The organism is Ruegeria sp. AG7, assembly GCF_056541545.1.
Genome location: NZ_JBQFYP010000024.1, coordinates 23,032 through 35,300, shown reverse-complemented (window position 1 = coordinate 35,300; position 12,269 = coordinate 23,032). Strand labels below are relative to the sequence as shown.

The 12,269-nt window shown below is 56.4% G+C and carries 11 protein-coding genes; 7 read left to right on the top strand and 4 right to left on the bottom strand.

Going from position 1 to position 12,269, the window contains the following annotated elements:
• Positions 1-477 precede the first annotated feature (477 nt).
• Positions 478-2,097 (top strand): GMC family oxidoreductase, encoded by a 1,620-nt coding sequence (locus ACR0BF_RS19065; protein ID WP_480625563.1) that lies wholly within the window; start codon positions 478-480, stop codon positions 2,095-2,097.
• Positions 2,098-2,102: 5 nt separating this feature from the next.
• On the opposite strand, the gene ACR0BF_RS19060 is transcribed toward ACR0BF_RS19065, so the two are convergent.
• Positions 2,103-2,948: an SDR family oxidoreductase gene (locus ACR0BF_RS19060; RefSeq protein ID WP_480625562.1), complete on the bottom strand. Its 846-nt coding sequence runs from the start codon at positions 2,946-2,948 to the stop codon at positions 2,103-2,105.
• Between the two features lie 87 nt (positions 2,949-3,035).
• Here ACR0BF_RS19060 and ACR0BF_RS19055 point away from each other — a divergent pair, with 87 nt between their 5' ends.
• The gene (locus tag ACR0BF_RS19055) at positions 3,036-3,668 is read left to right on the top strand and encodes a class I SAM-dependent DNA methyltransferase (protein ID WP_480474626.1); all 633 of its coding nucleotides are present in this window, start codon (positions 3,036-3,038) and stop codon (positions 3,666-3,668) included.
• Positions 3,669-3,690: 22 nt separating this feature from the next.
• Here the strand turns inward: ACR0BF_RS19055 and ACR0BF_RS19050 are convergent, their stop codons facing one another.
• Entirely contained in the window at positions 3,691-4,680 is a 990-nt protein-coding gene (locus tag ACR0BF_RS19050) for a sterol desaturase family protein (protein WP_480625561.1), read from the bottom strand.
• A gap of 20 nt (positions 4,681-4,700) precedes the next feature.
• On the bottom strand, positions 4,701-5,456 hold the full coding sequence (locus tag ACR0BF_RS19045) for a class II aldolase and adducin N-terminal domain-containing protein (RefSeq protein ID WP_480474622.1): 756 nt from the start codon (positions 5,454-5,456) through the stop codon (positions 4,701-4,703).
• Between the two features lie 114 nt (positions 5,457-5,570).
• Between ACR0BF_RS19045 and ACR0BF_RS19040 the strand changes: the two genes are divergently transcribed.
• The 5 genes from ACR0BF_RS19040 (at position 5,571) to ACR0BF_RS19020 (ending at position 10,938) form a co-directional block, all read left to right on the top strand.
• On the top strand, positions 5,571-6,440 hold the full coding sequence (locus tag ACR0BF_RS19040) for a LysR family transcriptional regulator (protein ID WP_480625560.1): 870 nt from the start codon (positions 5,571-5,573) through the stop codon (positions 6,438-6,440).
• Between the two features lie 139 nt (positions 6,441-6,579).
• Complete coding sequence (gene ade / locus ACR0BF_RS19035; protein WP_480625559.1) at positions 6,580-8,382, top strand: adenine deaminase; 1,803 nt, start codon at positions 6,580-6,582, stop codon at positions 8,380-8,382.
• Positions 8,379-9,842 (top strand): AMP nucleosidase, encoded by a 1,464-nt coding sequence (locus ACR0BF_RS19030; protein ID WP_480625558.1) that lies wholly within the window; start codon positions 8,379-8,381, stop codon positions 9,840-9,842. Before ade ends, ACR0BF_RS19030 begins: the two co-directional genes overlap by 4 nt.
• Before the next feature lie 130 nt (positions 9,843-9,972).
• The gene (locus ACR0BF_RS19025; protein ID WP_117871130.1) at positions 9,973-10,260 is read left to right on the top strand and encodes an HU family DNA-binding protein; all 288 of its coding nucleotides are present in this window, start codon (positions 9,973-9,975) and stop codon (positions 10,258-10,260) included.
• A gap of 204 nt (positions 10,261-10,464) precedes the next feature.
• Positions 10,465-10,938, top strand: a complete 474-nt coding sequence (locus ACR0BF_RS19020; protein ID WP_480625557.1) for a GNAT family N-acetyltransferase — start codon at positions 10,465-10,467, stop codon at positions 10,936-10,938.
• Between the two features lie 80 nt (positions 10,939-11,018).
• On the opposite strand, the gene ACR0BF_RS19015 is transcribed toward ACR0BF_RS19020, so the two are convergent.
• Positions 11,019-12,215: a BCCT family transporter gene (locus ACR0BF_RS19015; RefSeq protein ID WP_480476874.1), complete on the bottom strand. Its 1,197-nt coding sequence runs from the start codon at positions 12,213-12,215 to the stop codon at positions 11,019-11,021.
• Between the last annotated feature and the right edge of the window lie 54 nt (positions 12,216-12,269).

Genomic DNA, 12,269 nt, shown 5'->3' with positions numbered 1-12,269 from the left:
CTCAGATGCCCACCGTCTCTCCGGTGCGTCTCAACCGTCTTTCCAGTCCGTCAGGCCAACCTCAGCTGCGCCGGTGAAGGGGTATTTACGGATTAGAATCCCTACCCGCAACCCCCATTTTGAAAAAACTTTGCTTTTCTCACTAAATTCTAAATTAATTATTATAACTCAAATACTTAAACGTTTATTTTGCGATTTCCGCCAGCCACTTAAGGTGCAGGCTCATCAGAAGAAGTGGGTGAAATCTGCGCTTTGGCTGGAATCGTCGGCCCCGACAGCAAACGACGACATTGATATCCGTCTTGAGTCTTTCGATCGACGCGGGCGTACCGTTTCGCTGAATGTCGAAGAACACTTGGAAACTGACTTCAAGTCACAATTGTTTTTTCACTCAATTGACGCAGTCTCAGGGAAGCCTGGCTCGGATGACGAACAGCGGACCAGCGCATCAATGGTTCTGATAGTAGGGAAGCCAGCATGCAGTTCGACTATATCATCGTGGGCGGCGGGTCGGCAGGATCCGTTCTTGCAAACCGCCTCAGCGAGAACCCGGCTTCACGCGTTTGCCTGCTCGAAGCAGGCGGGAACGGAAAGGGCCTGACTGTCAGGGTGCCGGCAGCTGTCGTGGCAACCCTTCCGGGACGCCCCAAGATCAACAACTGGGCTTTTGAAACCATACCGCAACTCGGGTTGAACGGACGCCGGGGGTATCAACCCCGCGGTAAAGCACTGGGTGGTTCGAGCGCGATCAACGCGATGCTTTATGTCAGAGGTCAGCGGCAGGATTATGATGGGTGGGCCGATCTGGGCTGCGACGGCTGGGATTGGGACAGCGTATTGCCGTATTTCAAACGGTCCGAGAACAATGAGCTTGGTGCAGACAGCTGGCATGGTGACAAAGGCCCGTTACAGGTGTCACAGCAAAAAGAACCTCGCCCGATCACCCGCGCGTTCATTGAAGCCGCGCAGCAACTCCAACATCGCCACACTGAAGATTTCAACCGAGGCGATAACGAAGGTGTCGGGGTGTACCAGGTAACGCAGTATCATGACCCTTCAAAGAATGGAGAGCGGTGCTCAGCGGCTGCGGGTTACCTGTTCCCGATTGCCAACCGCCCGAACCTGACGGTCATTACACATGCCTATGCGAAAAGGCTGGTCTTACAGGGTAAGCGCGCAACTGGCGTTGTTTTCAGGGTCAAAGGCAAAAAGGCAGACACCACCGTTACCGCCACGCGCGAGATTCTCCTGTGCGCGGGAGCATTAAAAACACCTCAACTGCTGCAAGTCTCAGGGATTGGAGCAAGCGCTGATCTTGAAACGCACGGGATCGCTGTTCTGCATGAAATGCCGGGTGTGGGGCAGAATTTGCAGGACCACCTCGACTTTACGCTGACCTACCGAACCAAAGACACGAACAACTTTGGGATCGGCGCGACAGCAGCGGTGCGACTGCTGAAGCACATCCGTCAGTGGCGCAAGACCGGTGTGTCAATGGCGGCCACACCGTTTGCCGAAGGGGCGGCGTTTCTGAAGACCTCACCCGAGTTGAAACGCCCGGATATCCAGCTGCATTTCACCATCGCAATGGTCGATGATCACGCCCGCAAGCTGCATTACGGTTACGGGTACAGCTGTCATATCTGCAAGCTTCGCCCGGAAAGTCGGGGAACCGTTGGCCTGAGCAGCGCGGACCCAATGGCAATGCCTGTCATCGATCCGGGGTTTCTTTCAGATGCACGAGATCTGGACACCATGATCAAAGGCGCGCGAATGACGCGAGACATCCTGCAAGCGCCGGCTTTGGCCAAATATCGGCACAAAGAGATGTTCGGAACCGATACGGCGAAATCCGACGCCGATTGGGAGGGGCATATCCGCGCCCGTGCCGACACGATCTATCACCCGGCTGGCACCTGTAAGATGGGCACCGACGATCTGGCGGTTGTGGATCCTGAACTCCGGGTGCGGGGGATCGAGGGGCTGCGTGTGGTTGATGCGTCGGTGATGCCAACGCTGGTATCGGGAAACACAAACGCGCCAACAATAATGATCGCGGAAAAAGCCTCGGATATGATTAAAGCAGCCGCGCAGTAAAGAACCTACCGGTCCTTCATCAGCGCCTCCAACCCCACCCGGTAGTTTGGATAGATCAATTCGACACCCAACTCATCCTTGATCCGGTCGTTTCGGACGCGTTTGTTCTCGTTATAAAAACTGCGCGCCATCGGTGTCAGGTCAGCCTTGTCAAATGAAACCGCCGGGGGCAGAGGAAGCCCCTGCAATTCGGCGGCATACCCGATGACATCCTGTGGCGGGACAGGTTCATCGTCGCATACGTTGTAAACACTGCCCGGATTCGGCCTTGTCATCGAGGCTTGCAGAACCTGCGCAATGTCATCCACGTGGATACGCGAAAACACTTGCCCCGGCTTGATGATGCGCCGCAGCCCACCGCGTGTGAGCTTGGAGAACGGCCCACGACCTGGGCCGTATATCCCTGCCAGACGGAAGATGTGAACAGGCAGGCCCGGCACAGCCGCCCATTGCTCTTCAGCCAGCATGCGCCACTTTCCACGCTTGGCGGTCGGTGTTGGCGGGGTGTCTTCGTCAACCCAGCCGCCCTGATGATCGCCATAAACAGCCGTTGTCGATAAATAGCCCACCCATGTGAACTGACTTGTCCGTTTTCGGATCTCATCGCCCAGCGCCGCCAGTACCGGATCGCCCGCCTCGCCCGGTGCCGTTGAGATCAGCAAATGCGTCACCCCATCCAGATTTGGGACCTCACCGGGCCAGATCAGCGGGTCCGCGCCAGAGGCACGTATCGCATCTGCGCCTTCGCCATCTCGTGTGGTGCCAAAAATCTGCCAGCCTTTCGGGGCAAGAATTCGGGAAAGGGCCTGCGCAGAATAGCCGTGGCCAAATGAGAAGAGTGTCTTGGTCATGCCCCGTTGATGGGCTTCAGCGCATCGGGATGCAAGCGCCGCATGGACGCACTTGAATCGAATCTTCTGATGCGCCTTTCTGTGGATATGAGCAAAAAGAAACCAGACCTGCATTCTGCCTACGCGCTGAGCTCTCCGGACGAAAACAAACGCCTTTATGCGGAATGGGCCGGGGATTATGACGACAGCTTTGCCGCGCGTGAGGATTATCAGCTTCATATCCATACCGCACGGGCGTTTGTGGGCGCGGGCGGTCAGGGGCCGGTTCTGGATGTCGGTGCGGGAACGGGCCTATGCGGCGCGGTGTTGTCTGGGCTTGGCGTTGGGCCGATTGATGCCACGGATATCAGTTCGGAAATGCTGGAACAGGCTATGCGCAAGGATATCTACCGGGACGCGATCGAGGCTGACCTGACCCATGGCATCCCGGTTCCGCCTGACAGCTACTCCGGCATCGTGTCATCTGGCACGTTCACGCATGGCCATCTGGGTCCCGAAGTATTACCCGCCCTGCTTCGCGTCGCACGGTCAGGCGCGACGTTCGCCCTGTCAATAAACGCCCACCATTTCGAAAAGATGGGCTTCAAGGGCAAGCTGCACGAACTGGAACAGGATCAGATTCGCAACCTGACCCTGCCCGAGGTTCGCATCTACGGTGATCTTGCCGCAGGTCCAAACAAGGATGACACGGCCTTCATTGCATTGTTCGAACGGGTTTAGGCCCCGGACAGGTCCAGCCGCGTCAAGTATACATCTGCTTTTTGTAAGCGCGCGTGCGTGTCGTCGCCTCGGCCGAGCCATCGTGATAGGTGCCAAACCACTTGTCGAAAGGAATTTCGGATGTGCCGTAGTTGCACTCGAAATACCGGTGGTGGAGCTGGTGAAAAAAGTCGCCCGCCCGCGCGGCTTCGGTCTCACCGGCCTTTATCTTCTCGAACCCAGAATGGGACAGTATCGGGCTGACCTGCTGGAACGAGCTGTGAAACAACACATGCAGCGGATGGGATGGCACGATCAGGTGGATGAAATACGTCGTGAAATACAGCATGTTTTCATACCAGTGATTCGAAATCCCTGACCACGGCCCGGTATTGACATTGCGGTGATGGACCGCGTGCACATGTTTATAAAGCCTGGGATGATGTTCCAGCCGGTGCACCCAGTAAAAATGCAGGCCGGACCACATGGGAATGAACAGCATCCAAACCACAAACCACACCGGCGCGCTGGCCCAGGTAATCGTCGGAACCCAGCCATTTGCCATCGCCCAAAAGATGACCCACTGGTAAATGGTCGCCACCGTCATGGCGCTGCCCAGCGTCCACCAGATATTATCCCAGACCTGATTGCGGAATGTGAATGTTCCGTTGTCCCGCGTCAGGTCTCTTCGATCGAACTTTTTGTACATCCCCTGCCCTTTGCGCATGTACAGCCACCAGTGCAGGCTTCCTGCTATCAGAGTTTGCGGCACCATGTTCAGAAACCAAATCCTGAACATCCAGCCGGGTGCAAAGCTCTTCATCGTCTCTAACGCAGGGAAAAAGAACGCATAGGCGATGACGGCCAAAGTCATGCACAGGGTCAGGGCGGTGATTTGCAACCACGCTCCGCCGTACCATTTCAGCACGGCGGATGGGCGCGGCGGCCAACTGAACAGCGGATTGAGGCCTACTGGCCCGTCGGGGTGGTAATGCCAGCGGGCGGCTTCGGGGTCCTGCGCGGTATCTCGCATGTCGGTCACTCTGTCTTGCATCAGGTTGCGTAATCTGAGCCTTCTGCATCGAGTATTGCCTTGATCTCTCGCAGATGCGCTTCGGCCTGATCAGGGTAGTCGTCCAGTTCCTGCGCTGTTTTCTCGGCAATCTCATCCGACAGCACCCGCAGGGGCAGACCTGTTTGCAGTGCCCGGATGTATGTTTCGGCAGCGCGCTCGAAATAATAGAGCCTGTTAAAAGTATCTGCAGGGTCGCTACCGGTGATCAGAACCCCGTGGTTGCCCATGATCATGACCTTCTTTTTCGGATCAGCCAGCATCCCGGCGCACCGCTCTCCTTCGCTTTCAAAAGCCAACCCGCCAAATTCTTCGTCAACAACGTAGCGATTGTAGAAGGTCGCAGTGTTCTGATCGATTGGCGGAAGCGTACTGTCGGCCAGTGAGGCCAGAACAGTTGCAAAGATCGAATGCACATGCATGACGCAGCGCGCGTGTGGGCAATGGCGATGGATCGAGCCGTGCAGGCCCCAGGCCGTGGGATCAGGTGCACCGGGCTGTGACATCACATCCGGATCGTTGGCGTTCAACAGCAACAGATCAGACGCGCGAATACGCGAGAAATGCGCCTGATTGGGGTTCATAAGGAACTGCGTCCCGTCTTTGTTCACAGCAAGGCTGAAATGGTTGGCAACGGCTTCGTGCATATTCAGCCGGGCTGTCCAGCGAAAGGTTGCGGCCATGTCCACACGTTCTGACCAATGATCGATATTGGGGCGAAGGCTAGTGAGGCTCATGTGTGGAGTCCTTTGACAACTGCGAATGACCAAAGCCTGCATTTGGTCCGGCAATTTGACCAACGAAAAAAACGCAACTATCCCATTAGCTGAACTTATGCCGGAGTTATGTCGATGCAAAACAGGCTTCCCCCGCTGGGCTGGCTGCGCACATTCGAAGCCGCAGCCCGCCATCTGTCATTCACCGACGCGGCGCGGGATCTGAACATGACGCAAAGTGCGGTCAGTCAGCAGATCAAATCGCTGGAAGGTCATCTGGGTCAGCCATTGTTCCTGCGACGCCCGAAGGCGCTTGAGCTGACAGAGGCCGGGATCACCTATTTGCCGGTGGTGCGCGAGGCGTTTCGGACGCTGATACGGGGCACTCAGGCGGTTACTGGCGCGCAACAGAACGCGGTACAGGTTCAGTGCAACATCAGTTTCGCCGTGAACTGGCTGGCCCCGCGCCTGCCGTTATTTCGGGCGGAACACCCGGATGTTCAGCTGAACATCTTCACCGAACTGTGGGAGCCGCGCGAGATGGCCGAAGGCGCAGCGGTCGAGATCAGGTTTTCCCTTCGACCCTCTGATACGACCCGGACAGAAATGCTGCGCTCTGAATATTACTATCCCGTCTGCGCGCCGGGATATCAGGTGTGTCTGCAAGACCTTCAGGATAAACCCCTGTTCGACTGTTCCAACCTTTTGATCAACTGGGCGACATGGGCGGAAGATCAGGGTCTGAATTGGCAGAATCCTTCTATTACCTACGCAACAACCTATTTGGTTTGTTTGTCAGCCGCGATGGCCGGAGGTGGCCTGTGCCTGGCCCATGACACCATCGCGGGTCACCTGATCGATCAGGGGCGGCTGATCGCACCATTTGAGCATCGCGCCCCGATGCCCGAGGCGTATTATCTGCTGCTCTCCCCTCAGGCTGAGGATACGCCCGGGGCCGTCACCTTTGCGAACTGGATACGGCGAGAATTCGGGTCCGAAACGTAAACTCGACGGGTTCCTGGGCGCTGTCGGCACCTATGTCAGCTTTCGATGGCCGGGTTGGGCAGATTTGCAGGATTGTGATCCGTCGGCAGTAGTGAAGAACCGGGGTTGCACCCGCGCGCGCATTCGTGAAAGTTGAGCCATGGAAAACACACCCTTCCCAACTTGGCCCGATGTCGCCCCCAAATTGATCGCAGTTGCTGCCGGACGTGAGGCAGCAGATACGGTAATAACGGGTGGGACTTGGGTAAATGTGCACAGCCGCGAACTGCTGCCGAACCATTCTGTTGCAATCGCCGCAGGCCGGATTGCATTTGTCGGTCCAGACGCCTCGCATTGTACCGGACCAGAGACACAGGTTATCGACGCGCAAGGCCGCTATATCCTGCCCGGCTTATGCGACGCGCATATGCACATCGAATCGGGGATGCTGACCCCCGCCGAGTTTGCTCGCGCGGTGATCCCTCATGGCACAACCAGTATGTTCACCGACCCGCACGAGATCGCCAATGTGTTGGGGCTGGATGGTGTGCGCATGATGCATGACGAAGCAATGATGCAGCCGGTCAACATCTTCACTCAGATGCCCTCCTGCGCGCCGTCTGCACCGGGGTTAGAGACGACAGGCTATGAAATCACCCCCGAAGACGTCGCCGAGGCGATGAAATGGCCCGGGATCATCGGCTTGGGTGAAATGATGAACTTCCCCGGCGTGATTCACGGCGATCCCAAGATGCTGGCCGAGATTGCGGCCACGCAGCGGGCAGGAAAGATTGTTGGCGGGCATTACGCATCCCCTGATTTAGGGCCTGATTTTGCGGCTTACGTGGCTGGCGGACCTGCCGATGACCACGAAGGCACCTGCGAAGCGGATGCCATCGCACGGGTTCGTCAAGGAATGCGTTCGATGATGCGGTTGGGCTCGGCCTGGTATGACGTTGAAAGCCAGATTACCGCAGTAACCGAGAAAGGCCTGGATGCGCGCAATTTCATCCTGTGCACGGATGACTGCCACTCTGCAACGCTGGTCAATGAAGGGCATATGAATCGCGTCGTGCGCCACGCCATTGCCTGCGGCTGTGACCCGCTTGTTGCCGTGCAGTTGGCGACGATCAACACCGCCACGCATTTCGGTCTGGAACGCGAGATTGGATCGGTCACGCCGGGACGACGGGCGGATATCATCCTCAGCTCTGACCTGACCGAATTGCCGGTCGAACTGGTCATAGCGCGCGGGCAGGTTGTCGCGGAAAACGGGGTGATCAAGGTTGATTGCCCCCATCTAAACTGGCCCGACAAGGCACGTCGCACGGTTCATCTGAAGCATGCGCTGACCTCGACCGATTTTGAGATCACGGCGCCGAAGGGCGCAAACAAGGTAAGGGCCAACGTCATTGGCGTGGTAGAAAACCAGGCCCCCACTAAAGCGCTGAAAGCCGAATTGCCGATTATCGGCGGGCTTGTTGAAGGTGAGGGTGACGTATGTCAGATCTCACTGGTCGAACGACACCGGGCGACAGGGGGCGTCACCAATGCCTTTGTCTCGGGGTTTGGATATCAGGGAAAAATGGCCATGGCCTCGACCGTGGCACATGACAGTCACCACATGATCGTCGTCGGCACGGACCGTGAACAGATGGCGCTGGCCGCGAATCGACTGGCCGAGGTGGGTGGCGGCATCACGATCTTCCGGGACGGCCAGGAACTGGCGATGGTCGAACTTCCCATTGCCGGTCTGATGTCCGACAGCCCGGCCGCTGAAGTTGCGGCCAAGGCGGACAGGATGGTTCAAGCCATGCAGGAATGTGGCTGCAATCTGAACAACGCATATATGCAACATTCGCTGCTGGCGTTGGTCGTCATACCGGAACTCAGGATCTCTGATCTCGGGCTGGTTGACGTGCGCACATTCAAAAAAATTGATCTTCTGGAACCCTTGGCATGACGACACTCCTGACACCTGAGGCCCTTTCGCCAGAACAGTTCACCGATCCCGCAGCCGCAGTTGCGCGACTGGAGGAGCTTTACACTCAAGCAACAGAATTTCTGTGCGACAGCTTCTCGAAGGTACTGCAAAATGGAGCACCAACCGCCAGATACAGGGCCTATTACCCCGAGATTCGCATAATGACGTCGACCTATGCTCAAGTCGACAGCCGCCTGAGTTTTGGGCATGTGGCGGAACCCGGTGTTCACGCTACAACCGTAACGCGCCCGGATTTATTCCGGTCCTACCTGACCCAGCAGATTGCCCTGTTGATCAAGAATCACGACCAACCGGTGACGATTGCAGCGTCGGACACACCTATTCCGGTGCATTTTGCCGTGGCGAATACGTCAGGTCTGGTTGTGCCGCATCAGGGGGCGGCTGCTTTCACCCTGCGCGATGTGTTTGACGTGCCGGATCTGACCACCACGAATGACGACATCGTTAACGGCGTGCACGATCATGAAGACGCCGTCGGGCCCTTGTCATTGTTCACTGCCCAGCGCGTCGATTATTCACTTGCGCGACTGGCACATTACACAGCGACGGATGCCCGGCATTTTCAGAACCACGTTCTGTTCACGAACTATCAGTTCTATGTTTCGGAATTCGAGAACTACGCCCGTGAGCAGTTGGCTGATCCCAGCAGCGGGTATACCAGCTTTGTCTCGACCGGGAATGTTGAGATCACGGAGCCGGACGCAGAAATCGAGCAACCGCTGAAACTGCCGCAAATGCCAACCTATCATCTGAAGCGTGAAGATGGTTCGGGTCTTACTTTGGTGAACATCGGAATCGGCCCCTCGAATGCGAAAACTGCGACCGACCATATCGCGGTTCTGCGCCCGCACGCGTGGTTGATGGTTGGCCATTGCGCCGGATTGCGCAACACGCAGGCATTGGGCGATTTCGTTCTGGCCCATGCATATCTACGGGATGACAAGGTTCTGGATGATGACCTGCCGGTCTGGGTGCCCATCCCGCCCCTGGCCGAAGTTCAGGTCGCGCTGGAACGCGCCGTGGCCGAAGTGACCGAGCTGGAAGGGTATGAACTGAAGCGGATCATGCGGACGGGTACGGTTGCATCGGTCGACAATCGCAACTGGGAACTGCGCGATCAATCCGGGCCGGTTCAGCGCCTCAGCCAGTCGCGGGCCATCGCGCTGGATATGGAAAGCGCCACCATCGCCGCGAACGGCTATCGCTTCCGCGTTCCTTACGGCACATTGTTGTGCGTTTCGGACAAACCCCTGCACGGCGAACTGAAGCTGCCGGGCATGGCGTCGTCCTTTTATACCACCCAGGTCAGCCGTCATTTGATGATCGGGATACGCGCCATGGAGCACCTGCGGGGCATGCCGTTAGAGCGTTTGCACAGCCGGAAATTGCGTTCCTTCGATGAAACTGCCTTCCTCTGACGCAAAAAAGCAACGTTTTCCCCATATTTTTAGGGGTTTCTGCGCTACTATTCGTTGTGTTTGGCCACAATATCCCGTTACAGTTACGCGGTGAGGCCCTATAGATCGGGCACGTTAAGGAGACCAAGAAATGGCAAAACCTATGACAAAGACTCAGCTGGTTGCTGCTCTCGCTGAGGAAATGGGAACCGATAAGAAATCCGCGAACTCTGCGCTTGAGGCCATCACCGGCCTGATCACGCGCGAAGTTTCCGCAGGTGGTGCAGTGACCCTGCCTGGCGTCGGCAAAATCTACTGCCGCGAACGCCCTGAGCGTCAGGTCCGCAACCCGGCAACCGGTGAGACCTTCACCAAAGAAGCCGACAAGGTTGTGAAAATGACCATCGCGAAAGCACTGAAAGACAGCGTGAACGGCTGATCCAAAGCGCTTGGAACCATGTAAAGGGGTGGCGGTTACGCGGCCCCTTTTTTTGTGCCTGAACTTTACATCCTACGGCCCGCGTAACTAGGTCATAAGGCATTAGGTTGTGACTAAAGGCTACAATTCAGCGCTGGATGTCCTTGGCACGTTTTTTTCGGACAACCCTTTGATTTCCTGCTCGGCCCGCTAAATCCCAGTTCTATGGAACAGGATATTACCTTCACGCGACTGCCCCTCGTCTCAGCACCTGAGATACTGGCGCATATGAGAAATCCAATTCTTGCCGAACACATGCCTCTCCTGACGCAGGATTGGGATGAGGAAACAGTCGCCAGTTTCGTTCATGCGAAAGAGTCGTGTTGGGCGCGGGACGACCTAGGTCATTGGGCAATTCTGCACCGCGGACAATATGTGGGATGGGGCGGTTTTCAAAAAGAAGGTGAAGAGTGGGATTTCGGGCTGGTCCTGAAGCCCAGTGCATTTGGACTGGGTGCCAAAATAGCGCGTCAGGCCATCGCATTCGCAAAGCAGGACAATCGTATTCCGTTCGTGACATTCTTGCTGCCGCCTTCACGCACGAAACTGCGCGCAATGACTAAACTCGGCGCGTATTTTGTTGGGCAAGTAGACTACTCTGGCCACAGCTTCCTCAAATATCGTCTCGACACGGAATGAGGCGCGAACCGGGCAGCGCCAAAACACGGCTGCGGGCCCCGATGTCGAGGCCCGCTTTTGTTTTGGTAGGTTAGAAACAATCAGTGAATCGTCTCAACCTTGTGGAAGTCCAGATCACGATCTTCCGGCATGGCGTCGATACTCATCACCTCTTTGCGCTTGGTTACAAGGATATAGACCACGCAAGCCAGGTAGAGACCGACTACGACGGCTCCGATCCATTGGATTTGCAGCCACTGGCTCTGGAACAGCAGGGTCAGGACAAACAGCAGCGCGACGTTGCCGGCGACATAGGTCGCCTTGCCAAACCGCTCGGCGGTCATGTTCAGGTTGTCCGTATAGAGCCTAATCAGAGAGTCCAGCGAGTTGATCACAAAGGTCACGCCCACGATTACCATCGCGATATTGGTGATCCCTGCGGTGCTGATACCGTTCAGATGATAGTAGTAGAGAACGGTGAACCAGATCCCGAGCGGGATCGACGGGAAGATCAGCAACGCCGCCAGCAACTGCCAGGTCTTCAACCCGCCCACAAAGCGCGAAGTAAACTGGCCAATCATGATTGACCACGCAAACCACCAGAACAGGTAGAAGGCATGGTAGTCAGTCAGCGGCAGGACAAATTTGTGCATATTGGTGAAATAGGCGCCAATGTTACTGCCGGTTTCGACAAACCCGGTCATTCCCATACCAGCGGCCGCCCACATTCCCAGGATCAGGGCCATGAACAGGAAGGTCGAGCCCACCGACAGGATCCGCACATATTTCAGGTCGGTCGACGAGTATGCCGCCGCCAATATGACCACAAACACGATGACGTAGAAGGTGGTAACGACAGATTCGCCATCTCCGACCTCTGGCAGGTAGCCAGGCAGGTAGATCAGGAACAGGCTGGCGGTAAAGGCGCAGGTGCCAATAATGACCACGTTGTTGATCAGTTTGACCAGCGGGATCTCAAAGAAGTTCACGCGCGGTTCGATCACGCAGAAATAGAAGGCTGTCAGGAAGTAAAACGCCCAGATCAGAAAACCCCAGAAACCGAATTCGATCGCCAGTGGATTAGCAAAGGCATATGCCGGATCTTCGGCATACCCACCAAATTCTGTCAACGGGAACATGATCAGGCCAACATCCAGACCGGACGTAAACAGGATCGCGATGAATGTGAAAAGGTGAACAGGTGTCACGCCAACGCAGCGCAGGTTCCACCATTTCACGACGAAGAACGCGACCAGGCCCAACGCCAGTAGGACGCCAAAAGATAGAATGTATTCCAGAAGCACCGACAACCCTCCCTTGATATGTCAGATCCCGGAGCTGATAGCTTTAAT

Excerpts from the sequence above, each read along its gene's own strand:
- ACR0BF_RS19065 (WP_480625563.1), top strand. The coding sequence starts at position 478 with ATGCAGTTCGACTATATCATCGTGGGCGGCGGGTCGGCAGGATCCGTT.
- ACR0BF_RS19060 (WP_480625562.1), bottom strand. The coding sequence starts at position 2,948 with ATGACCAAGACACTCTTCTCATTTGGCCACGGCTATTCTGCGCAGGCC.
- ACR0BF_RS19055 (WP_480474626.1), top strand. The coding sequence starts at position 3,036 with ATGAGCAAAAAGAAACCAGACCTGCATTCTGCCTACGCGCTGAGCTCT.
- ACR0BF_RS19050 (WP_480625561.1), bottom strand. The coding sequence starts at position 4,680 with ATGCGAGATACCGCGCAGGACCCCGAAGCCGCCCGCTGGCATTACCAC.
- ACR0BF_RS19045 (WP_480474622.1), bottom strand. The coding sequence starts at position 5,456 with ATGAGCCTCACTAGCCTTCGCCCCAATATCGATCATTGGTCAGAACGT.
- ACR0BF_RS19040 (WP_480625560.1), top strand. The coding sequence starts at position 5,571 with ATGCAAAACAGGCTTCCCCCGCTGGGCTGGCTGCGCACATTCGAAGCC.
- ade (WP_480625559.1), top strand. The coding sequence starts at position 6,580 with ATGGAAAACACACCCTTCCCAACTTGGCCCGATGTCGCCCCCAAATTG.
- ACR0BF_RS19030 (WP_480625558.1), top strand. The coding sequence starts at position 8,379 with ATGACGACACTCCTGACACCTGAGGCCCTTTCGCCAGAACAGTTCACC.
- ACR0BF_RS19025 (WP_117871130.1), top strand. The coding sequence starts at position 9,973 with ATGGCAAAACCTATGACAAAGACTCAGCTGGTTGCTGCTCTCGCTGAG.
- ACR0BF_RS19020 (WP_480625557.1), top strand. The coding sequence starts at position 10,465 with ATGGAACAGGATATTACCTTCACGCGACTGCCCCTCGTCTCAGCACCT.